The organism is Streptomyces purpurascens (genome assembly GCF_045040895.1).
Lineage (GTDB): Bacteria > Actinomycetota > Actinomycetes > Streptomycetales > Streptomycetaceae > Streptomyces > Streptomyces purpurascens.
In genome coordinates, this window is sequence record NZ_CP108341.1 from 7,637,010 (window position 1) to 7,661,500 (window position 24,491).

The following is a 24,491-nucleotide window of genomic DNA, read 5'->3' on the forward strand; positions in this document are numbered from 1 at the left end:
CATGAGGCCGTGTCCTTTCGGGGGGATCGGCTGCAAGGCGGGTGCGGAGCGCGTGAGGCGTGGCCCCGGCAGCGCTGCCGGGGCCACGCCAGCGCTGCCGCGACCGCGGTCAGCCGACCAGCTCGATGAGCAGGGGCAGGGTGACGAAGGAGAGCAGCAGGCTCAGTACGACGGCGGAGCCGATGGTCCGCACGTCCTTGCCCGAGCCGTGCCGGGCGGCGAACATCAGAGGGACGGGCGAGACGGGGAACGCGAGAATCAGCGCGGCCTGGGCGGCGACCGCCTCGGAGGCCAGGAGCAACCCCGTCCCGTAGACGAGCAGGGGCAGGACGACCACGCTGGTGAGCGAGATCGCCCACACCGCGGGGGACAGCGTGGGCCGGCCGATCCGGGCGACGGAGACGCCGACGTACAGCAGGGCCGTCGCCGAGGCGGCGCCCGCGAGCAGACTCAGCGCGGAGTCCGCGATCTCCGGCACACCGACCCCGGCGATCGACAGCACCAGGCCCAGGACAGGGCCCCAGCAGAACGGCTCGCGCAGCGCGTGCCCGACGGTGCGCAGCGCGGAGGGGCGAGGGCCGGGCGACCCGGCCTCGGCGTGGACCGGCCGGGCGGCCGCCTCGGGCGTACCCCCGCCGGCGGTGACGAGGGCGGGCCGCCGAGCGAGGGCCGCCGCCCCGGCGGTGACCGTCCGAGGCTCCGCATGTTCCGGCATGCCGAGGAGGATCAGGACGACCGGGTCGAGAACGACGTTGACGATGATGCCCGCGACGGCGATCGGCACGGCGGCCTCAGCGGTCCCGAACAGGCCTCCCAGGATGGACGTGCCCATGAAGGCGTACTGCGGCTGGACGCACGCCAGCGCGAACAGGGCCGCCCGCCGGAGCGGCCGACGGGCCGCGAGACGCAGCACGCCCAGCAGGACGGCGTACACGGCGAGGAACCCGAAGGCCAGCAGGCCTACCAGGGGCAGCTGCTCGACCAGCACGTGCCGTGGTGTCTGCCAGATGCTCAGCAACAGGGCGGCGGGGAGCGCGAGTTGCATGGTCAACTCGCGCAGCGCCTGTGCACCGCCCGCGTCGAAGAGCGCCCGGCGGCCGGTGCCGTAGCCGACCAGGATGAGGAGGAAGACCGGCACCACAACGGTGAAGATCTCGGCGAAAGACATGACTGCGTCAATCCTTGAAGTAAGGCGGGGGTGCGACCGTGCGGGCCGGTGACGGTACGTCAGAGAGCCGAGTGAGTCCGGTCGGCGCCCCCCTGGGGGTGGGGAGCGATACCCGGGCGGAGGCCCGTCAGACGGCCTCGATCGGCGGATACACGGGATGCCACATGGCCGCTCGGACGCGCTCCTCGATCGTCTCGTCGGCCGTCTCCCGGGCGACGCCGCCGGCGACCGCGGCGCGGGCCACGGCCACGGCCACGGCCACGGAGGTGGTGCGCAGCCGGTCGATCGGGGGGAGGATCGGCGCGCCCGGTGCCGCGGGGTCGGTCTGGTCCGCGATGGCGCGGGCCGCGGCCACCAGCATGCCGTCGGTGATCCGCTCGGCCCGGGCGACGGCCGTGCCAAGACCCAGGCCGGGGAAGACCAGTGCGTTGTTGGCCTGCCCGATGTGGTGGGTGACGCCGTCCGTCTCCACCGGTTCGAAGGGGCTGCCGGTGGCTATCAGGGCCCGGCCGCCGGTCCAGGCGAGCAGGTCGGCGGGGACGGCTTCGGCCAGCCGCGTGGGGTTGGACAGGGGCAGGATGACCGGACGGTCGGCGTGCGCGGCCATGGAGCGGACGATGTCCTCGGTGAAGGCGCCGCCCTGCCCCGAGGTGCCGATCAGGACGCTCGGACGTACCCGGTCGACGACCTCGGCCAGCGGCACGCCGCCGAGGTCCTCGTCGTGCCGCCAGCCGGCCACCTCGGCGCGGCTGCGGGCGAAGGGCATCTGGAAGTCCCGCAGCCCCTGCTGGCCCTCGGTCAGCAGGCCGTGGCGGTCGACGGCCCAGATGCGCTCCGCGGCCTCCCGCGGCGTCAGCCCGTCGGCGATCATCGCGTCGCGGAGCTGCTCGGCGATCCCGACGCCGGCGGTTCCCGCCCCGAAGAGCACCACCCGGTGGTCGCGCAGCGCGGCCCCGCCGGCGCGCACGCCGGAGAGCACGGCGGCCAGATTGACGGCGCCGGTGCCCTGGATGTCGTCGTTGAACGTCAGCGTCTTCTCGCGGTAGCGGTCCAGGATGCGGCGGGCGTTGGACGAGCCGAAGTCCTCCCAGTGCAGCAGGGCGTCGGGGAACAGCTTCGTGGCCGTGGCGACGTAGGCGTCGACGAACGCGTCGTAGCTGTCCCGGTCCACGCGCGGGTGCCGGTTGCCCAGGTACAGCGGGTCGTCCAGCAGCTCCTGCCGGTCGGTGCCGACGTCCAGCATCACCGCCAGGGTACGGGCCGGGTCGACCCCGGCGGCGGCCGTGTACACGGCGAGCTTGCCCACCGCGATGTCGATGCCGCCCACCCCCCAGTCGCCGATGCCGAGGATCGCCTCGCCGTCCGTCGCCACGATCAGGTCGACGTCGTCGGCACCCAGCCCGGAGGCGCGCAGGGAGCGCTCGATGGCGTCGGGGTCGTCGACCGAGAGGTACACGCCGCGCGGGCGGCGGTACTCGTAGCTGTAGCGCTCGATCGCCGTACCGACGGTCGGGGTGTACACGATCGGCAGCATCTCGGCCAGATGGTCACCGAGGAGCCGGTGGAAGAGCACCTCGTTGCGGTCGCGCAGTGCCGTCAGATAGACGTTCTTGGCGAGGTCGTCGGGCTGTGACCCGAACTGCGTGTAGGCGCGGGCGGCCTGCTGGTCCTGCGTCAGGACGTGTGGCGGCACCAGACCGACCAGTCCGAGCTCCTGCCGCTCCCGCCGGGTGAAAGCCGTACCCCGGTTCAGACGCGGACTGTTCAGGACGGAGTGGCCTCGCGCACTCGTCCGGATGACACCGTCGACGGTGCTCCTCTCTGTGCCCATGATGACTCCTCAGTGGTCGGGACCGGGGCTCGTTCCAGACTGTGACGGCGCGTCGCATGCGTCCAATGCCTGGTAGGAAGGAGATCCATAACCTGTAGACATTCGGGCTCTGACCTGCTGGTTTTCACGGGTCGGAAGCCGGTGGAGCCGACGACTGTGATTGACATCGCCAGGCCCGGGGCAGCGAAGGGGAGAAGGCTCCGGACCCGAGCGCTCCGGCTCCTGGTCCCATGTCCCCAGGCCCGGTGAGAGGTCAGATGTTCACCACCCGCCCGACCCTCCAGGGCACCTTCGGCATGGTGTCCTCCACCCACTGGCTCGCCTCGCAGTCGGCGATGGCCGTCCTGGAGGACGGCGGCAACGCCTACGACGCGGCCGTGGCGGGCGCCTTCGTGCTGCACGTCGTCGAGCCGCACCTCAACGGCCCGGCCGGCGAGGTGCCGATCCTGCTGGCCCCGGCCGGCGGCGAGGTGCGGGTGCTGTGCGGGCAGGGCGTCGCACCGGCCGGGGCGACCGTCGCGCACTACCGGTGCCTCGGCCTGGACCTCGTCCCCGGCACCGGGCCGCTCGCCGCCGCCGTACCGGGCGCGTTCGACGCCTGGATGCTGCTGCTGCGCGACCACGGCACCAAGTCGCTCGCCGATGTCCTGAAGTACGCCATCGGGTACGCCGAGCACGGGCACGCGCCCGTGGAGCGCGTCGGGGAGACCGTCGAGACCGTGCGCGAGCTGTTCGAGACGGAGTGGACCTCGTCGGCCGACGTGTACCTGCCCGGCGGGAAGGCGCCGCGCCCCGGCGAGCTCTTCGCCAATCCCGTGCTCGCCGCCACCTGGAAGCGGCTGCTCGGCGAGACCGCCGGGGCCGGCGACCGGGAGGCGCGGATCGAGGCCGCGCGGCAGGTGTGGCGCACCGGATTCATCGCCGAGGCCCTCGTGCGCCAGGCCGCGCGCCCCACCCTGGACACCAGCGGCACCCACCACACCGGCACCCTCACGGCCGCCGACCTCGCCGCCTGGTCCGCGACCTACGAGACGCCGGCGACGTACGACTGGAACGGCTGGACCGTGTGCAAGCCCGGCCCCTGGAGCCAGGGCCCGGTCCTCCTCCAGCAGCTCGCCCTGCTCCCGCCCGAGCTGCCCCGGTACGGCTCGGCCGACTACGTCCACCTCCTGGTCGAGGGCTGCAAACTCGCCATGGCCGACCGGGAGGCCTGGTACGGGGACGCCGCCGACGTGCCGCTCGACGACCTGCTGTCCGACGGGTACAACACGGCCCGGCGTGCCCTCGTCGGCGAGCGGTCCGACCACGACCTGCGGCCCGGCAGCCCCGGCGGACGCACCCCGAGGCTGTGCGCCCACGCGCGCGTGGCGGCTGCCGCCCAGGAGGGCTTCGACGCCCTGGGCGCCGGTGAACCGACCGTCGCCAAGAGCCCGACGTCCCCGGTGCCGGGCGAACCGGAGGTCCTCGCCGACGGGACCACCCGGGGGGACACCTGCCACCTCGACGTCGTCGACCGCTGGGGCAACATGGTCTCGGCCACGCCCAGCGGCGGCTGGCTCCAGTCCAATCCCGTCGTGCCCGAACTGGGCTTCCCGCTCGGCACCCGGCTCCAGATGACCTGGCTCGAGGAGGGCCTGCCGGGCTCCCTCACCCCCGGCCGCCGCCCTCGCACCACCCTGACGCCCTCGATCGCCCTGCGCGAGGGCGTGCCCGTCATGGCGTTCGGCACCCCGGGCGGCGACCAGCAGGACCAGTGGCAGTTGCACTTCTTCCTCGCGGTCGCGCTGCGCGCCCAGGTCCGCGGCGGCCCTGACCTGCAAGGCGCGATCGACGCCCCCAACTGGCACAACGACAGCTTCCCCGGTTCCTTCTACCCGCGCGGCATGCGTCCGGGGAGCGTCACCGTGGAGTCCCGCACCGACCCCGGGGTCGTCGCGGAGCTGCGGCGGCGCGGCCACGACGTGACCGTCGGCGGCCCCTGGTCGGAGGGCCGGCTGTGCGCGGTCGCGCGCGACCCGGAGACGGGCGTCCTGTCGGCGGCGGCGAATCCGCGGGGCATGCAGGGGTACGCCGTCGGCCGGTGATCCGGCAGGGCCCGCCGCTGTCCGGCCCGCCCGGACACGTCGCTGTTCATCGTGATGCCATCCGGAGTGCACCCGGAGGGTGGGGATTGTCAGTGGCGCGTGTTGTCATGGAGGGGTGATCGACAGCAACGAAACCATCGAAGAGTTTCTCGCACAGCACGCCTCCGACGTCGAGGAGGCCATCCGCAAGGCGGCCGCCACCGAGATCATGCCGCGCTGGCGCCGGCTCGCCGCGCACGAGGTCGACGAGAAGGACGGCCCGCACGACCTGGTGACGGACGCCGACCGCAAGGCCGAGCTGTATCTGACCGACGTCCTGGTCGACCTGCTGCCCGGCTCGGTCGTGGTCGGCGAGGAGGCCGTCCACGCCAACCCGGCGTCGTACGAGGCGATATGCGGCGACGCCCCGGTCTGGATCGTCGACCCGGTCGACGGGACACGCCAGTTCGTGCACGGCGACGCCGGGTTCTGCACCCTGGTCGCGCTGGCGCACGGCGGCACCCTGCTCGCCTCCTGGACCTACGCCCCCGCCCGCGACCAGTTCGCCACCGCCCAGCGCGGCAAGGGCGCCTACCTCGACGGGGAGCGGCTGTTCGCCGGTGTGCCGGAGCCCGGCCGGGACCTCCGCGTGGCCACCTCCCACCCGGACTACACGACGGACGAGCAGAAGCACGCCCTGACCGGCCTGCGCACCGAGGGCGTGGCGCCGCGCCCGTGCGGCTCGGCCGGTCTGGAGTATCTCGCCATCGCCCGGGGCGAATTGGACAGTACGGCATTCTCGTGGGAAGCCGCCTGGGATCACGCCGCCGGGCTGCTCCTGGTCGAGGAGGCCGGCGGCACCCACCTGACCCGCACGGGCGAGCCGTTCCGCATCACGGGTGGCAACGACCTCCCCTTCACCGCGGCCCGCGACGCGGCCACGGCCCGCCACGTGGCCGGACTGCTGTCGGGCGGAGCCTGACGGTCACCGACCGTACACACCCCGTCGCCCGAAACGGCGCTCCAGGCGTCCTCCAGGCGTTCTCCAGGCATCGTCCGGGCCAGAAAGCACCCGCGGCCGGTGACTGTCAGTCTCCGGGCATATCCTGATCCTCAGTGGCCGTCGGCTGACGAAGGGGTCCGAGGTGCGGTCGATGCTCGATGCCGTCGTAGTGGGTGCGGGACCGAACGGACTGACCGCGGCCGTGGAGCTGGCCCGCCGCGGCTTCTCCGTCGCCGTCTTCGAGGCCCGGGGCACCGTGGGCGGCGGAGCCCGCACCGAGGAGCTCACCCTGCCCGGCTTCCGGCACGACCCGTGCTCCGCCGCGCACCCGCTGGGCATCAACTCACCGGCGTTCCGCGCCCTGCCCCTCGAGCGGTACGGCCTGGAGTGGCTGCACGCCGAGCTGCCCATGGCACACCCCTTCCCGGACGGCACGGCGGCCGTGCTGTCCCGGTCGGTGGGCGAGACGGCCGCCTCCTTCGGGCCGCGCGACGCCGGGGCGTACCGCAGGCTCGTCGAGCCCTTCCTGCCCAAGTGGGACACCCTGGCCCGGGACTTCATGTCCCTGCCGCTCACCGCGCTGCCCCGCGACCCGGTCACCCTCGCCCGCTTCGGCCTCGTCGGCCTGCCCCCGTCGACCCTGCTGACGCGCCGCTTCCGCGACGAACCGGCCAGGACGCTGTTCGCCGGGCTCGTCGCGCATGTCATGGCACCGCTCGGCGGCTTCGCCACCGGCGCCATCGGCCTGGTCTTCGCGCTCGCGGCACACGCCCGCGGCTGGCCCGTCGCCCGCGGCGGCTCCCAGGCCCTCTCCGACGCCCTCGCCGCCTACCTGCGGGACCTCGGCGGCAGCGTCCACACCGACTACGAGGTCAAGCGCCTCGACGACCTGCCCCCGGCCCGGGCGTACGTCTTCGACACCTCACCCACCGCCCTGGCCCGCATCGCGGGCTTCGGCGACTACTACGCCAACTACCGCTACGGCCCGGGCGTCTTCAAGATCGACTACGCGCTGGACGGCCCCGTGCCGTGGACCGCGAAGGAGGCCCGCGTCGCCGGCACGGTCCAGATCGGTGCGAACAGCGCGGAGATCGGCACCGCACTGCGCGCGGCGTCCCGGGAGGGCCGGGCCCCCGACAAACCGTTCCTGATCACGGTCCAGCCGAGCGTCGTCGACCCCACCCGGGCCCCGGCGGGCAAGCACGTCTTCTGGGCCTACGGCCACGTCCCGCACGGCTGGACCGGCGACCTCACCGACGCCATCGAGCGCCAACTGGAGCGCTTCGCCCCGGGGTTCCGCGACCGTGTCCTGGCCCGGGCCACCGCCGGCCCGCCCGAGATCGCCGCCCGCAACGCCAACTACGTCGGCGGCGACATCGCCTCCGGTGCGGTCTCCGGACTCCAGCTCCTGCTGCGCCCCCGAGTGACCCCGTTCCCGTACCACACCCCCCACCCGGCCGTCTTCATCTGCTCGTCGGCGACCCCGCCCGGCCCCGGGGTGCACGGCATGTCGGGACACAACGCGGCGAAGGCCGTATGGCGGCGGCTGAGGCAGTCATGACCACTATCGAACTGGTCCGGGGCGACATCACCCGAGAGAGCGTCGACGCCATCGTCAACGCGGCCAACTCCTCCCTGCTGGGCGGGGGAGGGGTCGACGGAGCGATCCACCGGCGCGGCGGCCCCGCGATCCTCGAGGACTGCCGCAAGCTGCGTGCTTCCCACTACGGCAAAGGCCTCCCCACAGGGCAGGCCGTTGCCACCACCGCGGGCGACCTGGACGCCCGCTGGGTGATCCACACGGTCGGCCCCGTGTTCAGCGCGACCGAGGACCGCTCGGACCTCCTCGCCTCCTGCTACCGCGAGTCCCTGCGCGTCGCCGACGAACTCGGCGCCCGCACCGTCGCCTTCCCGGCGATCTCCACCGGCGTCTACCGCTATCCGATGGAGGACGCCGCCCGTATCGCGGTGGACACGGTGCGCACGGCGCGGACCGACGTCGAGGAGGTCCGGTTCGTCCTCTTCGACGAGCGGGCGTACGAGGCGTTCTCCGGACAGCTCCGCTGAGGCACCCACGCACTCAGACCGGCTCGGGCTCGAAGTGCCGCAGCAGGTCACGGCCCGGCTGGACGACGCCGTAGCTGCTCTCCGGTACGGCGTTCCAGACACCGGGCAGATCGCCCAGCGGCTCCGACACGACCAGCCGGGTCTCCTCGGAGACATGCCTCAGGAACGCGAGGTCGGGGTGGAGGGCACGCACGTCGTCCACCCGGCTGCTGTAGTACAGCGACCGCGAGTCCCCGCCGCTGGAGTACCGGAAGAACCACACCCGTTCGCCGTCGGTCACCGCCACCGTCATCTGCAGCGGCTGCGCCACTCCGTGCTCGTGCCCCAGCCGCTCGACGAGCCCCGCCATCCGGGCCACCGCGCCCGGCGGATCGCCGTCGAGCCCGAACGTGAGGGCCACGTGGAACATCACCTCGGAGTCCGTCGTGCCCTCCAGCGCCGGGAACAGCGCCGGGTCCACGGTCAGCATGAGGTCCCGGCGCAGGTCGTGGAACCCGGAGATCGCCCCGTTGTGCATCCACAGCCAGCGTCCGTGGCGGAAGGGATGGCAGTTGGTCTGCTGCACGGTCGTCCCGGTGGAGGCCCGCACATGGGCGAAGAACAGCGAGGAGCGGACGTGGTCGGCGATCTCCCGCAGATTACGGTTGCTCCAGGCCGGACCGGTGTCGCGGATGACGGCGGGCGTCCGCAGATGCCACGCGTACCAGCCGACCCCGAAGCCGTCGCCGTTGGTGGTCTCGACCCCCATCCGCGCGTGCAGGCTCTGGTCGATCAGCGAGTGCTGCGGCCGGTAGAGGACGTCGTCGAGCAGCACGGGGGTGCCCGAGTAGGCGAGCCAGCGGCACATGGTCGGTACCCCCGTTCCGAGCCGCCCGGGCCGTGCCGCACGGCTGCGTAGGTGGTGTGTGTGGACCTCAGCGAACCTCGGCCGCCCCGCGGGCGCATCGCCCGTCGCGGGTGGTTGCGCGGCAGCCGTCGAGGCCGGTCACGGCCCGGCCGTGGGGTGCGCAGGGGGGTGAGGCTTGAGATCCTGGGTGATACGAGCGCTGCTCGTGATCCGACGGACGGCAACCAGGGTGGGCCCCATGGCCGTGACCGAGGAGACCGGTGCGGAACCGGCGTCCGCGCGCGTCGACCCGACGGGCGACCCGCTGCTGCGCACCCGGTTCTCCCCGCCGAAGCGGCCCGCCACGTTTCTGCGCCGCTCCCGTCTGGTCCGGCACCTCGACCAGGCTCTGGGGACGCCGCTGACGATGGTCAACGGAGCGGCCGGTGCCGGCAAGACCCTCCTGGTCGCCGACTGGGCCGCCGGCCTGACGGAACCGGTCGCCTGGCTCACGACCGACACCGCCGACCAGGCCCCCGGGATCTTCTGGGCGTATCTGCTGGAGGCACTGCGTGCCGCGGGCGTACCGGTGACGGGCGACGTCGGCTGCCCGGCGGAGGCGGCCCATGTGGACCAGCGGACACTGACCTGCCTGGCCGCCGACCTGGAGCGCCGGGACCACACCACCGTCGTCGTACTGGACGAGTTCGACCGGGTGACCTCCCGCGAGATCGCGGAGCAGTTGCAGTTCGTCCTGCACCACGCCGGACGAGGCATGCGCCTGGTCCTGGTCTCCCGCACGGAACCCCTGCTGCCGCTGCACCGCTACCGGGCGTCGGGCGAGATCACGGAGATCCGGAACGCCGAGCTGGCCTTCACCTCCGAGGAGGCCCATGAACTGCTGTCGCGGCACGGACTGCACCTGGGGGCAGGCGCCGTACGGGCTCTGGTGGAGCGGACCCAGGGCTGGGCCGCGGGACTCCGGCTGTGCGCCCTGGCCGCCCGGCAGGGCGCCGACGCCGACGCCTATCTGAAGCAGTTCGAAGCCGACCACAGCGCGGTCGCCGACTTCCTGCTGGCAGAGGTGCTCGACCGGCAGCCACCCGGCACCCAGGACCTGCTGCTGCGCATCAGCGTCCTGGACCGCTGCTGCCCCGACCTGGTGAACGCGCTGACGCTGCGCACCGACGCGGAGCCGATCCTGGCCGCGCTGCAGCGCGAGAACGCGTTCGTCCACTACCTCGGACACTCCTGGTACAGCCTGCACCCCCTGTTCGCGGAGATCCTCCGGGCCCACCTGAGGGAGCGCTTCCCCGGCCTGGAGCCGGAGCTGCGCAGCCGGGCCGCCCAGTGGCTGCGGCGTTCCGGAGCCCTGCCCGACGCGCTCGTCCAGGGGGCCGCCGCGGACGACTGGGAGTTCACCGCCCGCGCCGTGGTCGACGATCTCGCCATCGGGCAGCTCTTCACCGGGCTGCGCTCCGAGGAGCTGTCCGCCCTGTTCGCACGGATGAGCCCCGAGGCCACGGGACCGGCGCCCGACCTCGTGCGCGCCGCCCGCGAGCTGGGCCTACGCGATCTCGACCACGGCCTGGAGCATCTGCGCCGGGCCGAGGAGGCGCTGGGCCGGGACGGCGCCGGTGCGGGAGCCGGTGCGGCACCGGCGCGGCTCAGCAGCGCGCTCCTCGAAGCCCTGGCGGCCCGGCTGACCGGCTCTCCCGACCGGGCGGAGCGTGCCGCCGAGCAGGCCAGGCTCCTCCGGCGGGAGGTCCCGGGGCAGCTCCTCGACGAGCACCCGGAAATCACCGCCCTCCTCCTCACCCACCTGGGCTCCGCCCGCCTGTGGGCCGGGCGCTTCGACGACGCCCGGACCGCCCTGTCGGCGGTGGCCGGGTCCCCGGACGGAGCGGCTACGGCACTGCCCCGGTGGGAGGCCCTCGGCCATCTGGCACTGATCGACTACCTCAACGGCCGGCCCGGCCCGGCCGAGCACAAGGCCCTCGCGGCGGCAGGCCAGGCGGAGCGGTACAGCCTCCCGCAGCGCTCCTTGTCCGGCATCGGCCCGCTGGTCCTGGCCGCCGTCCTCATCGACCGCGACGAACTCGACGAGGCGCAGGCGCTCCTCGACGAGGCGGCCGTCTCCCAACCGCTCGTCGAGGACCCGGTGGTGCGGGCCGGCCGGGCACTCACCCGAGGGCGGCTGTTCCTGGCCAGGGGGGACGCCCGGGCCGCGCTGGCGGCAGCGGCGGACGCGACCGTCCCGGCGGCCGTGAGCTCACCCTGGGCGGAGGACCACGCCGCCCTGCTCGCGTCCGCCGCCCATCTGGCCGAGGGGCATCCCGAGCCGGCCCGGCAGGCAGTGGAGAGGGTGGCGCACCACCGGAGGGCGTGCGCCGTCGAGGCGGCCCGCGTCCGGCTCGCGGCGGGCCACCCCGAAGGCGCGCTCGACCTGCTCGACAGCGCCCCGGAGAACGACCGGCCCGGCCCTGCCGTGACCGTCCGCGCCACGCTGGTACGCGCCCGGGCCGCCCTCGACACCGGGGACCCCACCACCGCCCGTCGCCTGGTCGCCCGGGCACTTCTGGACGGCCGGCGCGAGCGGCTGCGCCGCCCGTTCCTGGAGGCCGGTCCCTGGATCCGGCCGCTGCTGAGCACCGGCCGGCCCCGGGAACTGGCCGCCGGCTGGCTCCTGCCGGGCCTCGGCCGGTACCGCGCCCCCGGGCCCGCCCCACCGGACGGGGCCCCGGAGCTCGCCGTCGAGGAGCTGAGCGCCCGCGAGCGTGACGTGGTGCGGCGCGTGGCCGAGATGAGGTCGACGGAGGAGATCGCCGCGGACCTCCACGTGTCCGTGAACACCGTGAAGACCCACCTCAAGAGCATCTACCGCAAGCTCGCGGTCACCCGGCGCGGCGACGCCGTCCGCCGCGCCCGCGAACGGCGGCTCCTGTGAGGGAGACCCCGACGACGGCCCGTGGCCCCGCTCGGCGGACACGGGGTGCCGAGCGGCGGTCCCGCGCCGACTACACCGGCGGCGTCTACGGCTCCATGCTCGCCGCCTCCGTGGTGATCGGTGTCGGAACCCTGGGCTCGCTGCCCCGGGTGGAACTCGTGGCGCTGTTGCTGCTGACCGGTGCGGTGTTCTGGCTCGCGCACGTGCACGCGCAGCTGTTCGGGGCGCGTCTGGCGCAGGGGGCCGTGGGCCGCCGGGCCGTGCTCCAGGTGTGCCGCGAGGAGTGGCCGATCCTTGAGGCCGCCGTCCCGCCCGCCGCCGCCGTGGCCATCAGCCCGCTGCTGCCCCTGGACATGCCGGGCACCCTGTGGCTGGCGCTCTCCGTGGCGGTGGCGGGACAGGTCGGCTGGTCGCTGACCGCCGCGGCCCGGGCCGGCGCCTCCTGGAAGCAGATGGTCCTCTCCGCCTCGGTGAACCTGCTGCTCGGTCTGCTGATCATCATCCTCAAGATCGTCCTGAAGGAATGAGGTGTGCCGCAGGTTCACCTGCGCCGGGTGAGGGCGGACGGCGGGCCAGGGCGGACCATCGCAAGGGAAGGGCGCGCACGGCCCGCCCCACGCCGCCCCCCGCGGGAGAGCAGCTCATGCGCTACGAGATCCGTGTCGACGGACACATGTCGGAGACGCTGGCCAGGGTCTTCCCGGAGCTGGATCACGTGGTGATGTCCGGTCAGACGGTCCTGTTCGGCTCCGTCATCGACGAGGCCCACCTGTACGGACTGCTGACCCGCTTCCAGTCGCTGGGTCTCAGGGTCGTGGAGATGCGCCAGCTGCCGGAGTGAGCGTTGGCGTGCGTCCAGCCCAGGAGGCTTGGCTCAGCCCTCCGGCCGTGCGGAGATCGGCTCAGCCCTCCGGCCGTGCGGAGAAGTCCTCCGGCGGCTCGTCGCCCCGCCTGCGCAGCCCGGCCTGGACCGCGCCGGCGAGGATCCGTGCCGCCACGCCCACCAGCAGCAGCCCGCCCGCCATCTGAAGCATCGTCAGCACCCGCCCCGTCTGGGAACGGGCGACGATGTCGCCGTACCCGACGGTGGTGAGCGTGGTGAGCGTGAAGTACAGGGAGTCCGTCTTGGTCAGCGGCTCGCTGAAGGAGCCCGGGGTGGAGTGCTCCAGCAGGAAGTAGGTGCCCGCGAAGAGCACCAGGAACAGGGCCAGCGTGGTGGCCAGAGTCTCGATGGCCTTCAGCCGGGGAAAGGGCGAGTGGGTGATGGCCTGGACCTCCCACCAGAAGACCACGACGACCAGCACCAGGCCGCAGACCAGAAGCGCCGAAGTGCTGCCCGTACTGCGCCCGTCCAGGGGCAGCACGTAGTAGACGGTGACGAGTCCGGTCGCGATGAGCGCCGCGCGCACCAGGACGGCGACCCTCGCGCGCCGCCTCCGGCCCTCGTGCTGTCGGTGCCGCTCCGGCATCTTTCGAGGCCGGGTGGGCTCGGTCCGGGCGGCCGCTGGGTCGTTCATCTCATGTCTCTCGATCCTGTGGGGTGCGCTCGCGCCCTCCACCTCACCGCCACGGCGCCGGATACGGATCACCCGCCGCGGGTGACCCGGCGGCCGGCGGGGGGCGGGAGGCTGGCCGCGTCGCCGATGGTCCGCGGACAACCCGCCCGCAGCTGAGGAGGCAGTCATGACCATGCCGTCCGGTCAGGTGCCGCCCACCGGGGCGGAGCCCGGGCCCGGGGGAACGGCGCCCGATCCCGCGCAGCTGCTGGCGGCCGTGGGGCGCTCCTGGAAGTGGATCCTCGCCTCGGCCGTCGCGACCCTCGTACCGGGCATCCTGGTCCTGGTCTGGCCGGAGGCGACCCTGCACGTCGTCGCGGTCCTGGTCGGCCTGTACCTGCTGGCGGCCGGAGCGTTCCGCTTCGTGGAGACCTTCGCCCGGCAGGAACAGGGCCACCGTCTGCCCCGCCTGCTCCTGGCCGTGCTGAGCGTCCTGGCCGGGGTGCTGTGCCTGAGGAACCCGCTGCAGACCGTCACCGCGCTGTCACTGATCGTCGGACTGGTCTGGCTGGCGTCCGGCATGCTCACCCTCTACACGGCCCTCGCCGCCCGGGACCTGCCGCACCGCGGCTTCGTCCTCGGCGCGGCCGTGCTCGGCATCGTCGCGGGCGTCGTGGTGCTGGCCCTGCCGGCGGAGTCGGCCCGCGCGCTGACCCGGCTGCTCGGCCTGTGGCTCGTCCTGCTCGGGCTGGCCGAGGCGGGGCTCGCCTTCGCATGGCGGGCGGCGCTCCGCGGTACCGGCACGCTCACCCGTCCCGGGTGAGGCGGCCCCGTCCCGGACATGGGCACGCTGAGAACGGCACGGAACGGCTGCCGGGCGTGCGCCCGGGACGGAGGAGTGACATGAGTGCGCAGACCTACCTGGCGTACGACTTTCCGTTGTTGAGCGCCTTCTGGGCGATGTTGTGGTTCTTCCTGTGGATCATGTGGTTCGTGCTGCTCTTCCGGGTCGTCTTCGACATCTTCCGTGACGACGATCTGAGCGGCTGGGCCAAGACCGGGTGGCTGGTGTTCTGCATCGTCCTGCCCTTCATCGGCGTGTTCGTCTACGTCATCGCGCGCGGCAAGAACATGGGCCGCCGGGAAGTGTCCCAGGCCCGCGCGCAGCAGGAGGCCTTCGACAGCTACATACGGGAGACCGCCAAGGGCGGCGAGGGACGGGGGAGCAGTGCCGACGAACTCGCCAGGCTGTCCGAGATCCGCGCCCGCGGCGACATCACGGACGACGAGTTCCGCAGGGCGAAGGAGCTGGTCCTGAGCGGCTCCGGCCCGTCGGAACACTAGCCCCCGACAGAAACGAGGCAGCAGGATGACCGCCACACACCCTACGCACGCGCACACGGCGAAACGCGAGTGGGCCGTCGGTCTGATGGTCTTCGCGGCCATCATGCTCATGATCGGTGGGATCCTGGGCATCATGCGCGGTATCGCGGCGATCGCCGAGGACGAGGTGTTCCTCTCGACCCCCAACTACGTCTTCGCGTTCGACCTCACGAGCTGGGGCTGGATCCACCTGGCGCTGGGCGCGGTCGCCGTGCTCGTCAGCATGGGGCTGTTCCAGGCGTCGACGTGGGCACGTGTCGCCGGCGTGGCCATCGCCGGACTCATCATCATCGCCAACTTCCTCTCCCTGCCGTCCTACCCGGTCTGGTCGGTCGTGATGATCGCGATCTCCGGGTTCATCATCTGGGCCCTGTGCACGGTGAAGAAGGACGACGCCTGGGAGCCGTTCGAACAGACCCCGAGCAATCCGTGAGGTCCCTCTTGGCGCTCCGGGCAGGCGGCTGAGCCCGCCCGGAGCGCCGCGCCGTCAGCGTGTCGTCGTGCCCACCCCCGTCTCCGCCCACCGCCGCTGCGACAGTGCGAGGCGCGGCCACGTCGCGATGTCGCGCCGCAGTTGGCGGTCGTGGGTGGCCAGGACGACGGCCGCCTGCGTGGAGTGCAGCGCTTCGGTGAGTTCGTCGAGCAGGGCGATGGACAGATGGTTGGTGGGCTCGTCCAAGAGCAGGACGTGGGGGCGGGACGCCAGGGCCAGGGCCAGGTCGAGGCGCCGCTGCTGACCCATCGACAGCTCGGCCACCGGCTTGTCGGTGTCGCGTGAGGTGAGCAGGCCCAGCGAGCCGAGCCCCACCACCTCGCCCTCCTTCAGCACGCCCGCCGTGACGAGCTTGAGTCGCCGACCGTGCGCTCGTCCTCGGCCGGCATCTCCTGCTCGGCCAGGGCGAGGGTGCCCACGCGGTGCACGGTCCCCTAGTCCGGGGCCAGGAGGCCGGCCAGGACGTGCAGCAGGGTCGACTTGCCGCGGCCGTTCTCGCCGACGACGCCCCAGCGCGACCTGGGGGAGACCTTCATGTCGACGTCGTGCAGCACGGTGCGGCCACCGCGGTCGACGCGGATCGCGGCGCAGGTCAGCTGGGCCCGGTCGCGGGCAGGCAGAACAAGGGTGGTCACGTTCTCTTCCTCCGTGAGGAGGCACACTTCAGCCCCGGCGAAGGGCGGGGATGCGAGCGGGCCATCGGATCCGACGGGCGGCCGGGCCCAGAACAGGGCGGGCCGTGGGCGACGTCGCGGCTCTCAGCGCCCCGTGCGAGGGCGGAGCCGGTGGCCCGGATCAGAGGAACGCTCAGACGCGCGTGCGGACCAGCAGCAGCGCCACGTCGTCGTCGGGCTCCGGGCTCAGCGCGCTGAGGAGGCTGTCGCTGGTCCGCTGCAGATTGGGTCCCGCGTTCCGCAGGAGGTGGGTCAGCGTGCTGAGGCCCGTGTCGATCGGCTCCCCGCGCTTCTCGACCAGCCCGTCCGTGTACAGGGCGAGCAGCGAGCCCGGGGGAAGCTCCACCTCCACGGTGCCGAACTCCACGCCCCCCACCCCGAGCGGTACGCCGCCGGGCACGTCGACGAGTTTCGCGCTGCCGTCCACCCCGGCGAGCACGGGCGGCAGATGCCCCGCGCTGGACAGGGAGCAGGTGCCGCGCCGCAGGTCGCACACGGCGTACACGCACGTGGCGATCGCGTCGCCGAGCGAGCCTGCGATGTCGTCGAGGTGCCGCAGCAGCTCGGCGGGCGGCAGATCCAGCCGGGCCAGCGCGCGCGTCGCCGTGCTCAGCTGCCCCATGATCGCCGCGGCCTGGACGCCCTTGCCCATGACGTCCCCGACGACGAGCGCGGTGCGCCCCGGGCCCAGCGGCAGTACGTCGTACCAGTCGCCGCCGACCTCGCTGAGCGCGGGACGGTAGCGGGCGGCGATGTCGAGCCCCTCCTGCTCGGCGGGCGCGGCGGGGAGCAGGCTGCGCTGGAGAGTGAGGGCCGTGCCGCGCTCGCGTCCGTAGAGGCGGGCGTTGTCGATGCAGATGGCGGCACGCGCGGCGAGCTCCGAGGCGAGCACCCGGTCCCGGTCGTCGAAGGGGCGTTCGTCGACCGTGCGGTACAGGGTGAGCGTGCCGAGCACCTTGCCCCGGGCCATCAGGGGCACCGCCAGGTAGGAGTGCGCACCGGCCTCGTGCAGGGTCTGGGCGGCCCGGGCGTCCCGGGCGATGCGCCGCATCATCTTCGCGTCCACGCGTTCGACCAGGACGGGGCGGGCGCTGCGGACGCACTGCGTGATGATCCGTGACGAACCGTAGGTGGCGAGCTCGCCGACCGGGTCGGCGGCGTGGATGGCGTCGGTGGGGTAGCCGGCGGCGACGGCCAGTGCTCGGAACTCGGCGGGCGCGCCGCCCGACACCGGCGCGATGGTGCCGTGCGCCACGACGGATTCCAGGACGTCCACGGCGGCCAGGTCCGCGAGCTGCGACACCACCACGTCGGCCAACTCCCGGGCGGTCTGCTGGAGGTCCAGCGTGGTGCCGATCCGCACCCCGGCGTCGGCGATCACCGACAGGTGCTGGCGGGCCTGGGCGACCTCGGCCGCGGCCTGCTGGCGCTCGGTGACGTCCAGGACGGCCATCGCGAGGCCCAGCACCCGCCCGTCGGTGTCCTCGATGCGGTGGTAGGACTCCGAGTACGCGCGGTCCTGGACGTCCGCCGCCGTACGGCCGATGGTCTGCTGGTCGAGCAGGGGTCTGCCGGTCTCCAGGACGTGCCGCATCCGGGCCTCGATGGCCTCCACGTCCAGGTCCGGCAGCACCTCGCCGACCCGGCGCCCCAGCACGGCCTCCTCGGGCACGCCGTTCATCCGCTCCAGCGCGGGATTGACCCCGACCCAGCGCAGGTCGTTGTCGAAGACGGCGATGCCGAGCGGAGTCTGGTTGACGAGGCTGTGCGAGAGGGCGAGGTCCCGCTCCACGATCCGTACGGTCGTCGCGTCCGTGGCGAGGCCCAGCAGATGGGGCTGGCCCTCGGGGTCGAGGAGGCGCATCGTGCGGAACTCCACGGCGCGGTCCGTGCCGTCCTTGTGCCGCAGCGGGAAGACACCGGCCCAGCGGGCTCCCGAGCTGACCTGGGCGAACAGCTCCCTGCCCCGGGTCCGGTTCTCGGGCGCCACCAGGAGCGTGTCGGCGCGCTGGCGCAGGGCCTCCGCCGGGGTGTAGCCGAGCAGCTGCTCGATCTCGGGGCTCCACAGGGCGATGTGCCCGCCCGCGTCCAGGACCACGGCCGCGACCTTCAGCAGGTCCAGCAGCCCCCCGGGCGCGGCCGTGACGGAGTCGCGATCCGAGGTCGCATACCCGTTCATGCGAGCCGCTCCTTCCGGCGCGGCAAAAGGTCCGGCCAAGATCCGTTGCGCAGGCTGTCCGATGAGGTCACAGTACGGTCGGAGGAGCGACACTGTCGCGCCGAAATGACAAAAAATCGCGGGTCGGAACGGGGTTCCGTCCTCCGGCCGGTCGCGGAGCACGGCCATGTCTCCGGGCGGGTGCCCGCGCCGCCGCACCAGGCCGGGCCGCCCTCCACCGCCAGATCGCGCCGGCGGCTGCTCGCCTCCTCCGAGGCTGAACCATCAGGACCGCACAAAGTCCGACGGGGTCATTGATTCGATTGTGTGCGAGTCCTAGGGTGTGCCTGCTCAGCAGTTGCTCCGTCACCGTCAGTTGACACGCATCCCAACAGAAACACCCATCACGGATGTGCAGTTGAGGATCGCGTCTGACGTGCCCTCAGTCCGTGCAGCACCCTGTCGTACCGAGGAAGGCCACGGTCATGCCGCACCCGCACCCGCTCCCGTCTCCCGCCGACCGGCCCGTAGTCAGCCGCCGTCGTCTGCTCGAAGGGGGCGCCGCCGTGCTCGGCGCGCTCGCCCTCTCGGCGTCGCCCACCGCAGCGCACGCGGCCGGCCGGCGCCCGGCGGCGGACGGCCCTCCGGAGTGGAACGACGGACTGAGCGTGTACCGGGTGGGCACCGAGCCACCGCACACCACGCTCATGCCGTACGCGGACCTCGGGCAGGCACTGGACGCCGACCGCACGCGCTCGCCGTACCGGCAGAGCCTCGACGGCAAGTGGAAGTTCGCCTACGCCGACCGGCCCGACGACCGGGACACCGACTTCTACCGCACCGACGTCGACGACTCCGGTTGGGACACCATCCCCGTGCCCTCGGCCTGGCAGCTGCAGGGCTACGACTTCCCGATCTACATCAACATCACCTACCCCTGGTGGGGCCCCAACGGCGGCGGCGAGGACGCGCAGCCACCGGCCGCCCCGACCCGCTACAACCCCGTCGGCCAGTACCGCCGTACGTTCACCGTCCCGAGGAACTGGTCGGGCCGGCGCACCTTCCTGCACTTCGAGGGCGTCAAGTCCGCCCACTACGTGTGGATCAACGGCGAGTTGGTGGGCTACCACGAGGACTCCTACACGTCCGCCGAGTACGACATCACCCGCCACCTCAAGCCGGGCACCAACCAGATCGCCGTCGAGGTGTACCGCTACTCCGACGCCGAGTGGCTCGAGGACCAGGACATGATCCGGCTGAGCGGCATCTTCCGCTCGGTCCACCTGTACTCCACGCCCTCCGTGCACCTGCGCGACTTCAAACTGGACACCCCGCTCGGCGACGACTACGCCTCCGCCGACCTCAAGGTCACCGCGCACGTCCGCGACTACGGCGGCGAGGGCGCGGGCCGCTACACCGTCGAGACCCAGCTCTACGACGCGCGCGGCCACGCCGTCTGGTCCCGGCCGCTCCAGCAGCCCGTCGACGTCCCGGCCGGCGACGAGGCCACCGCCGAGGCGTCCAGAGCCGTCCCCTCGCCGAAGCTCTGGTCGGCCGAGCACCCGAACCTCTACACCGCCGTGCTGCGGCTGCGCGACCCGGCCGGAAAGGTGGTCGAGACCCTCTCGCACCGGGTCGGCTTCCGCGAGTTCGCGCTCAAGGACGGCCTGATGCGCATCAACGGCAAACCGGTGTCCTTCCGAGGCACCAACCGGCACGAGATGCACCCCGTCACCGGCTCGGCGCTCACCAGGGCCCAGATGATCGAGGACATCGAGATCATCAAGCGCCTCAACATCAACAGCGTCCGAACCTCGCACTACCCCAACAGCCCGCTGTGGCTGGAGCTCGCCGACGAGTACGGCCTGTACCTCGTGGACGAGACCAACCTGGAGACCCACGGCATCCGCGACAAGTTCCCCGGCAGCGGCCACCCCGAGTGGACCGAAGCGTGCGTGGTCCGCGCCCGGAACATGGTCCACCGCGACAAGAACCACGCCTCGGTGGTCATCTGGTCCCTCGGCAACGAGGCGGGCGGCGGCACCACCTTCAACGCCATGTACGACTGGATCCGCGGCTACGACCCCACGCGCGTCATCCAGTACGAGGGCGACGACCGCCCGGGCATCAGCGACATCCGCTCCGAGATGTACGACAGCCCGCAGCGCGTCGAGGCCCGTGCCAAGGACACGAACGACAAACGGCCGTACGTGATGATCGAGTACTCCCACGGCATGGGGAACTCCAACGGCAACTTCAAGAAGTACTGGGACATCGTCCGCCGCTACGACGTCCTCCAGGGCGGCTGGATCTGGGACTTCGTCGACCAGGCCCTGAGCTGGCCCACCCCGGCGCGCAAGCTGCTGACCGAGTCCGGCCCGGGCGCACTGCGCGGCGAGGTCATCGCGTCCGCCGGCACCTTCGACCGTGCCAAGGGTGTCTCCGGCGGCACCGTCTTCCCCCGCGACGCCCGCCTCGACCTCACCGGCTCCCTCACGCTGGAGGCCTGGGTCACCCCGCACGTGACCGGCTTCCACCAGCCCATCATCGCCAAGGGCGACACCCAGTACGCCCTCAAGCAGTCCGACAGGACGCTGGAGTTCTTCATCCACGGCGGCGGCCAGTGGGTCACCGCGAGCTGGGCGCTGCCCGACGACTGGACGGGCAGGGAGCACCACGTCGCCGGTGTCTTCGACGCGGACGCGGGGACGCTCACCCTGTACGTCGACGGATCGGTGCGAGGCACCCGTACGACCACCCGGCGCCCCAGCGACAACACGGCGTCCCTGGCGCTCGCCACCGACGTCGACAACCCGACCCGGGAGTTCAGCGGCACCATCCGGCGCGCTCGCGTGTACGCCCGCCCGCTGAGCGCGGCGGAGCTGGCCTCGGACGACCGCGGCCCGGACGACGAGGGCGTACGGTTCTGGTTCGACGCCGCCACCGTCGGGCTCACCGAGAAGCGCCCGCGCGACAAGACCTTCTACGCCTACGGCGGCGACTGGGGCGACAACCCCAACGACGGCGCCTTCTCCGGCGACGGCATCGTCACCGCCGACCGCGGCCACACGGGCAAGGCCGCCGAGGTCAAGCAGATCTACCAGGCGATCAACGCCGCCGCGGCCCCGGGCGGCCCCGGTGCCGTCAAGCTCACCAATGAGTACCTGTTCACCAACCTCCGCGAGTTCGACGGCCGTTGGTCCCTCGTCGCCGACGGCAAAGTCGTCCAGCGCGGCCGGCTGACCCGCGACCAGCTCGATGTGGCGCCGCTGACCGGCAAGGAGATCAAGGTGCCGGTAAGGCTGCCGGCCAAGCCCGAGCCGGGCACGGAGTACTTCCTCCAGCTCTCCTTCACCACCAAGGAGCCCGCCAAGTGGGCCAAGGCGGGCTTCGAGGTGGCCAAGCAGCAACTGGCCCTGGACGCAGGCAGCCCGGCGGTGAAACCGGCGCCGCTCGGCAGCGTGCCCACCCTGCGCCACACGGACGGGGACAAGACCCTCTCGGTCAAGGGCAAGAACTTCTCGGTGACGTTCGACAAGAGCACGGGAACCATCACGTCGTACGAGGCGGCCGGCACGCCTCTGATCACCTCCGGCCCCGTCCCGAACTTCTGGCGGGCGCCCACCGACAACGACCGGGGCAACGGCCACCACACCCGCAACCAGCTGTGGCGCGACGCCGGAGCGAAGCGGAAGGTGACGGACGTACGGGTGCGGCCCCTGGGCGACCGGGCCGTCGAGGTCACGATCACCGGCACGCTGCCCACCGGCACGGAGTCCACGTACTCCACCACCTACACGGTCTTCGGCAACGGCGAGATCAAGGTCGACAACACCCTGCACCCGGGCGCCTCGAACCTGCCGTACATCCCCGAGGTCGGCACCCTGCTGTTCCTGCCGCGCCGGCTGGACCGGCTGCACTACTACGGCCGCGGACCCGAGGAGAACATGTGGGACCGCAACAACAGCACCGACGTGGGCCTGTACTCCGGCACCGTCTCCGGGCAGTGGACCTCCTATCTGCGCCCCCAGGAGAACGGCAACAAGACCGACGTCCGCTGGGCCGCGCTGACGGACGGCGGCGGACGCGGACTGCTCGTCTCCGCCGAGCCGCTGCTTGAGGTCAACGCCTCGCGCTTCACCCCGGAGGACCTGTCGGTCGGCGCCCGCCACGACTACCAGCTCACCCCGCGGGACGCGGTGGTCCTGCGGATCAACCACCGCCAGATGGGCGTGGGCGGCGACAACAGCTGGGGCGCGCACACCCACGACGAGTTCAAGCTGCTCGCCGACCGCGACTACGCGTTCACCTACCGGCTGCGTCCGCTGACGCGGGTGAGCGAGGCGATGGAGGCCGCACGCCGGCCCACGGCGGCCGAATAGCACGAACGGTGGGACAGCGGCGCCGCCTCAGTCGGCGGTGTCGCTGATCCCCAGGCGCAGATGCTCCACGTGGTACACGGCCTGGTCGAGCAGCTCGGCGACATGGTGGTCGTGCAGCGCGTACACGACCGAACGGCCCTGTCGTTCGCCCACCACCAGACCCAGATTGCGCAGCAGCCGCAGCTGGTGCGAGCAGGCCGACTGCTCCATGCCCACCTCCGCCGCCAACTCCGTGGCAGGCAGCGGGCCTTCTCGCAGCCGCGCCAGGATCAGCAGGCGGGAGGGTGTGGACAGGGCCTGGAGCGTGGTGGCCACCTTCGCGACGTTGTCCGCGTCCAGGCGTACGCGCTCGCCGGCGTCCTGCGCGGTGGTGACGGCTCCATGACCCATGACGTCATCGTACCGGGCGCACACGAACACATGAATGAATCTTCATCTGTCCCGGTCCGGGCAGGTCGATGTCGGATTCTCGCCAGACCCGCCCGTCGGCGGTGACCGATGCTGGACGTATGCAGATGGGGATGCACACCGACACCGAGCGCTGCGTACGCGCCGTCCGGTCCAAGGACGCGCGCTTCGACGGCTGGTTCTTCACGGCCGTCCTGACGACCCGCATCTACTGCCGTCCCAGCTGTCCGGTCGTACCGCCCAAGCCGGAGAACATGGTCTTCCACCCGAGCGCCGCGGCCTGCCAGCAGGCCGGGTTCCGGGCCTGCAAGCGCTGCCGGCCCGACACCAGCCCGGGCTCCCCGGAGTGGAACCAGCGCGCCGACCTCGTGGCCCGCGCGATGCGGCTGATCGCCGACGGCGTCGTGGACCGCGAGGGCGTGCCGGGCCTCGCCGGCCGGCTCGGCTACAGCACCCGGCAGGTCGAGCGCCAGCTGCTCGCCGATCTGGGCGCGGGCCCCCTCGCGCTCGCCCGGGCCCAGCGCGCCCAGACGGCCCGGCTGCTCATCGAGACGACGACCCTGCCGATGGCGCGGCTCGCCTTCGCCGCCGGCTTCGCCTCGATCCGCACCTTCAACGACACCGTCCGCGAGGTCTTCGCCCTGTCCCCGAGCGAGCTGCGCACCCGGGCCCCGCGGCGGCAGGGCACGAGCACGCCCGGCGCGCTCGCCCTGCGGCTGCCGTTCCGGACCCCTTTCAACCCCGACAACCTCTTCGGCCACCTCGCCGCGACGGCCGTGCCCGGGGTGGAGGAGTGGCGCGACGGCTCCTACCGCCGCACGCTGCGCCTCCCGTACGGCCACGGCATCGTGGCCCTCACCCCCACCCCCGACCACATCGCCTGCCGCCTCACCCTCAGCGACCTGCGCGATCTGACCGTCGCCATCAGCCGCTGCCGCCGCTTGCTCGACCTGGACGCCGACCCGGTCGCGATCGACGACCAGCTGCGCACCGACCCGGTCCTCGCGCCGCTGGTCGACAAGGCGCCCGGCCGGCGTGTCCCGCGCACGGTGGACGAGGCCGAGTTCGCCGTCCGGGCCGTGCTCGGCCAGCAGGTCTCCACCGCCGCCGCCCGCACCCACGCCGCCCGCCTGGTCACCGCGCACGGCGAACCGGTCGACGACCCCGAGGGCGGCCTCACCCACCTCTTCCCGGCACCCGAGGCCCTCGCGGCCCTGGACCCCGAGTCACTGGCGATGCCCCGCAGCCGCCGCACCACCTTCACCACCCTGGTCCGTCGACTCGCCGACGGCGAGCTCCACCTGGGAGTGGAGAGCGACTGGCCGCAGAGCCGCGCCCAGCTCCTCGCCCTGCCCGGCTTCGGCCCCTGGACGGCCGACGTCATCGCCATGCGGGCCCTCGGCGACCCGGACGCCTTCCTCCCCACCGACCTCGGCATCCGCCGCGCCGCCCGGGAACTCGGCCTGCCCTCCACGCCCGCCGCGCTCACCGCACGCGCGGCGGCCTGGCGCCCCTGGCGGGCCTACGCCGTCCAGTACCTCTGGGCGACGGACAGCCACCCGATCAACTTCCTCCCGGTATAAGGACGTTCG

The 24,491-nt window shown here is 72.7% G+C and carries 20 protein-coding genes; 12 read left to right on the forward strand and 8 right to left on the reverse strand.

Annotated elements, in window-relative coordinates:
• Positions 1-109: 109 nt before the first annotated feature.
• Complete coding sequence (locus OHU35_RS34745; protein ID WP_189726275.1) at positions 110-1,168, reverse strand: AEC family transporter; 1,059 nt, start codon at positions 1,166-1,168, stop codon at positions 110-112.
• A gap of 127 nt (positions 1,169-1,295) precedes the next feature.
• Positions 1,296-2,999, reverse strand: a complete 1,704-nt coding sequence (locus OHU35_RS34750; RefSeq protein WP_189726274.1) for an NAD-dependent malic enzyme — start codon at positions 2,997-2,999, stop codon at positions 1,296-1,298.
• 257 nt (positions 3,000-3,256) lie between these two features.
• Here OHU35_RS34750 and OHU35_RS34755 point away from each other — a divergent pair, with 257 nt between their 5' ends.
• The 4 genes from OHU35_RS34755 to OHU35_RS34770 all read left to right on the forward strand — a co-directional run bounded on the left by OHU35_RS34755 (position 3,257) and on the right by OHU35_RS34770 (position 8,132).
• Positions 3,257-5,083: a gamma-glutamyltransferase family protein gene (locus tag OHU35_RS34755; RefSeq protein WP_405508111.1), complete on the forward strand. Its 1,827-nt coding sequence runs from the start codon at positions 3,257-3,259 to the stop codon at positions 5,081-5,083.
• Positions 5,084-5,198: 115 nt separating this feature from the next.
• Positions 5,199-6,044 (forward strand): inositol monophosphatase family protein, encoded by an 846-nt coding sequence (locus OHU35_RS34760; protein ID WP_189726272.1) that lies wholly within the window; start codon positions 5,199-5,201, stop codon positions 6,042-6,044.
• A gap of 172 nt (positions 6,045-6,216) precedes the next feature.
• On the forward strand, positions 6,217-7,626 hold the full coding sequence (locus OHU35_RS34765) for a phytoene desaturase family protein (protein WP_405508113.1): 1,410 nt from the start codon (positions 6,217-6,219) through the stop codon (positions 7,624-7,626).
• Positions 7,623-8,132, forward strand: coding sequence for an O-acetyl-ADP-ribose deacetylase (locus tag OHU35_RS34770; protein WP_405508114.1), 510 nt, complete (start codon positions 7,623-7,625; stop codon positions 8,130-8,132). The genes OHU35_RS34765 and OHU35_RS34770 overlap by 4 nt, the downstream gene beginning before the upstream one ends.
• A 13-nt stretch (positions 8,133-8,145) precedes the next feature.
• Here OHU35_RS34770 and OHU35_RS34775 read toward each other — a convergent pair whose 3' ends face one another.
• Positions 8,146-8,979 (reverse strand): class II glutamine amidotransferase, encoded by an 834-nt coding sequence (locus OHU35_RS34775; protein WP_189726269.1) that lies wholly within the window; start codon positions 8,977-8,979, stop codon positions 8,146-8,148.
• Between the two features lie 238 nt (positions 8,980-9,217).
• On the opposite strand from OHU35_RS34775, the gene OHU35_RS34780 reads away from it, so the two are divergent.
• The 3 genes from OHU35_RS34780 to OHU35_RS34790 all read left to right on the forward strand — a co-directional run bounded on the left by OHU35_RS34780 (position 9,218) and on the right by OHU35_RS34790 (position 12,746).
• Complete coding sequence (locus OHU35_RS34780; RefSeq protein WP_405508117.1) at positions 9,218-11,905, forward strand: LuxR C-terminal-related transcriptional regulator; 2,688 nt, start codon at positions 9,218-9,220, stop codon at positions 11,903-11,905.
• Positions 11,902-12,432 carry a hypothetical protein gene (locus tag OHU35_RS34785; protein WP_405508119.1) on the forward strand — a complete coding sequence of 177 codons (531 nt, stop codon included), beginning with the start codon at positions 11,902-11,904 and terminating at the stop codon, positions 12,430-12,432. Before OHU35_RS34780 ends, OHU35_RS34785 begins: the two co-directional genes overlap by 4 nt.
• Positions 12,433-12,548: 116 nt before the next feature.
• Positions 12,549-12,746: a hypothetical protein gene (locus OHU35_RS34790; protein ID WP_184588589.1), complete on the forward strand. Its 198-nt coding sequence runs from the start codon at positions 12,549-12,551 to the stop codon at positions 12,744-12,746.
• A 61-nt stretch (positions 12,747-12,807) separates the two neighbouring features.
• On the opposite strand, the gene OHU35_RS34795 is transcribed toward OHU35_RS34790, so the two are convergent.
• Positions 12,808-13,422 carry a potassium channel family protein gene (locus OHU35_RS34795; protein WP_189726266.1) on the reverse strand — a complete coding sequence of 205 codons (615 nt, stop codon included), beginning with the start codon at positions 13,420-13,422 and terminating at the stop codon, positions 12,808-12,810.
• Positions 13,423-13,588: 166 nt separating this feature from the next.
• Between OHU35_RS34795 and OHU35_RS34800 the strand changes: the two genes are divergently transcribed.
• The 3 genes from OHU35_RS34800 to OHU35_RS34810 all read left to right on the forward strand — a co-directional run bounded on the left by OHU35_RS34800 (position 13,589) and on the right by OHU35_RS34810 (position 15,217).
• Positions 13,589-14,224, forward strand: a complete 636-nt coding sequence (locus OHU35_RS34800; RefSeq protein WP_359889151.1) for a DUF308 domain-containing protein — start codon at positions 13,589-13,591, stop codon at positions 14,222-14,224.
• Positions 14,225-14,304: 80 nt separating this feature from the next.
• A complete protein-coding gene (locus OHU35_RS34805; RefSeq protein ID WP_189726264.1) occupies positions 14,305-14,745 on the forward strand; it encodes an SHOCT domain-containing protein in 441 nt (146 codons plus the stop codon).
• 25 nt (positions 14,746-14,770) lie between these two features.
• Positions 14,771-15,217 (forward strand): hypothetical protein, encoded by a 447-nt coding sequence (locus OHU35_RS34810; protein WP_189726263.1) that lies wholly within the window; start codon positions 14,771-14,773, stop codon positions 15,215-15,217.
• Between the two features lie 54 nt (positions 15,218-15,271).
• Here the strand turns inward: OHU35_RS34810 and OHU35_RS34815 are convergent, their stop codons facing one another.
• From OHU35_RS34815 to OHU35_RS34825, 3 genes are all read right to left on the reverse strand, one after another.
• Entirely contained in the window at positions 15,272-15,613 is a 342-nt protein-coding gene (locus OHU35_RS34815) for an AAA family ATPase (RefSeq protein WP_405508122.1), read from the reverse strand.
• Between the two features lie 98 nt (positions 15,614-15,711).
• Positions 15,712-15,912, reverse strand: a complete 201-nt coding sequence (locus OHU35_RS34820; protein WP_405508124.1) for an ATP-binding cassette domain-containing protein — start codon at positions 15,910-15,912, stop codon at positions 15,712-15,714.
• A 172-nt stretch (positions 15,913-16,084) separates the two neighbouring features.
• On the reverse strand, positions 16,085-18,130 hold the full coding sequence (locus tag OHU35_RS34825; protein ID WP_189726261.1) for a SpoIIE family protein phosphatase: 2,046 nt from the start codon (positions 18,128-18,130) through the stop codon (positions 16,085-16,087).
• 464 nt (positions 18,131-18,594) lie between these two features.
• On the opposite strand from OHU35_RS34825, the gene OHU35_RS34830 reads away from it, so the two are divergent.
• Positions 18,595-22,491, forward strand: a complete 3,897-nt coding sequence (locus OHU35_RS34830; protein ID WP_405508126.1) for a glycoside hydrolase family 2 TIM barrel-domain containing protein — start codon at positions 18,595-18,597, stop codon at positions 22,489-22,491.
• 27 nt (positions 22,492-22,518) lie between these two features.
• Here OHU35_RS34830 and OHU35_RS34835 read toward each other — a convergent pair whose 3' ends face one another.
• Positions 22,519-22,881, reverse strand: a complete 363-nt coding sequence (locus OHU35_RS34835; RefSeq protein WP_189726259.1) for a metalloregulator ArsR/SmtB family transcription factor — start codon at positions 22,879-22,881, stop codon at positions 22,519-22,521.
• 131 nt (positions 22,882-23,012) lie between these two features.
• Here OHU35_RS34835 and OHU35_RS34840 point away from each other — a divergent pair, with 131 nt between their 5' ends.
• Positions 23,013-24,482, forward strand: coding sequence for an AlkA N-terminal domain-containing protein (locus OHU35_RS34840; RefSeq protein WP_405509382.1), 1,470 nt, complete (start codon positions 23,013-23,015; stop codon positions 24,480-24,482).
• Positions 24,483-24,491 lie beyond the last annotated feature (9 nt).

What these genes read in the sequence shown, in the direction of transcription:
- OHU35_RS34745 (WP_189726275.1), bottom strand. Translation starts at nt 1,168, where the DNA reads ATGTCTTTCGCCGAGATCTTCACCGTTGTGGTGCCGGTCTTCCTCCTC.
- OHU35_RS34750 (WP_189726274.1), bottom strand. Translation starts at nt 2,999, where the DNA reads ATGGGCACAGAGAGGAGCACCGTCGACGGTGTCATCCGGACGAGTGCG.
- OHU35_RS34755 (WP_405508111.1), top strand. Translation starts at nt 3,257, where the DNA reads ATGTTCACCACCCGCCCGACCCTCCAGGGCACCTTCGGCATGGTGTCC.
- OHU35_RS34765 (WP_405508113.1), top strand. Translation starts at nt 6,217, where the DNA reads ATGCTCGATGCCGTCGTAGTGGGTGCGGGACCGAACGGACTGACCGCG.
- OHU35_RS34770 (WP_405508114.1), top strand. Translation starts at nt 7,623, where the DNA reads ATGACCACTATCGAACTGGTCCGGGGCGACATCACCCGAGAGAGCGTC.
- OHU35_RS34775 (WP_189726269.1), bottom strand. Translation starts at nt 8,979, where the DNA reads ATGTGCCGCTGGCTCGCCTACTCGGGCACCCCCGTGCTGCTCGACGAC.
- OHU35_RS34780 (WP_405508117.1), top strand. Translation starts at nt 9,218, where the DNA reads ATGGCCGTGACCGAGGAGACCGGTGCGGAACCGGCGTCCGCGCGCGTC.
- OHU35_RS34790 (WP_184588589.1), top strand. Translation starts at nt 12,549, where the DNA reads ATGCGCTACGAGATCCGTGTCGACGGACACATGTCGGAGACGCTGGCC.
- OHU35_RS34795 (WP_189726266.1), bottom strand. Translation starts at nt 13,422, where the DNA reads ATGAACGACCCAGCGGCCGCCCGGACCGAGCCCACCCGGCCTCGAAAG.
- OHU35_RS34800 (WP_359889151.1), top strand. Translation starts at nt 13,589, where the DNA reads ATGACCATGCCGTCCGGTCAGGTGCCGCCCACCGGGGCGGAGCCCGGG.
- OHU35_RS34805 (WP_189726264.1), top strand. Translation starts at nt 14,305, where the DNA reads ATGAGTGCGCAGACCTACCTGGCGTACGACTTTCCGTTGTTGAGCGCC.
- OHU35_RS34810 (WP_189726263.1), top strand. Translation starts at nt 14,771, where the DNA reads ATGACCGCCACACACCCTACGCACGCGCACACGGCGAAACGCGAGTGG.
- OHU35_RS34825 (WP_189726261.1), bottom strand. Translation starts at nt 18,130, where the DNA reads ATGAACGGGTATGCGACCTCGGATCGCGACTCCGTCACGGCCGCGCCC.
- OHU35_RS34830 (WP_405508126.1), top strand. Translation starts at nt 18,595, where the DNA reads ATGCCGCACCCGCACCCGCTCCCGTCTCCCGCCGACCGGCCCGTAGTC.
- OHU35_RS34835 (WP_189726259.1), bottom strand. Translation starts at nt 22,881, where the DNA reads ATGGGTCATGGAGCCGTCACCACCGCGCAGGACGCCGGCGAGCGCGTA.
- OHU35_RS34840 (WP_405509382.1), top strand. Translation starts at nt 23,013, where the DNA reads ATGCACACCGACACCGAGCGCTGCGTACGCGCCGTCCGGTCCAAGGAC.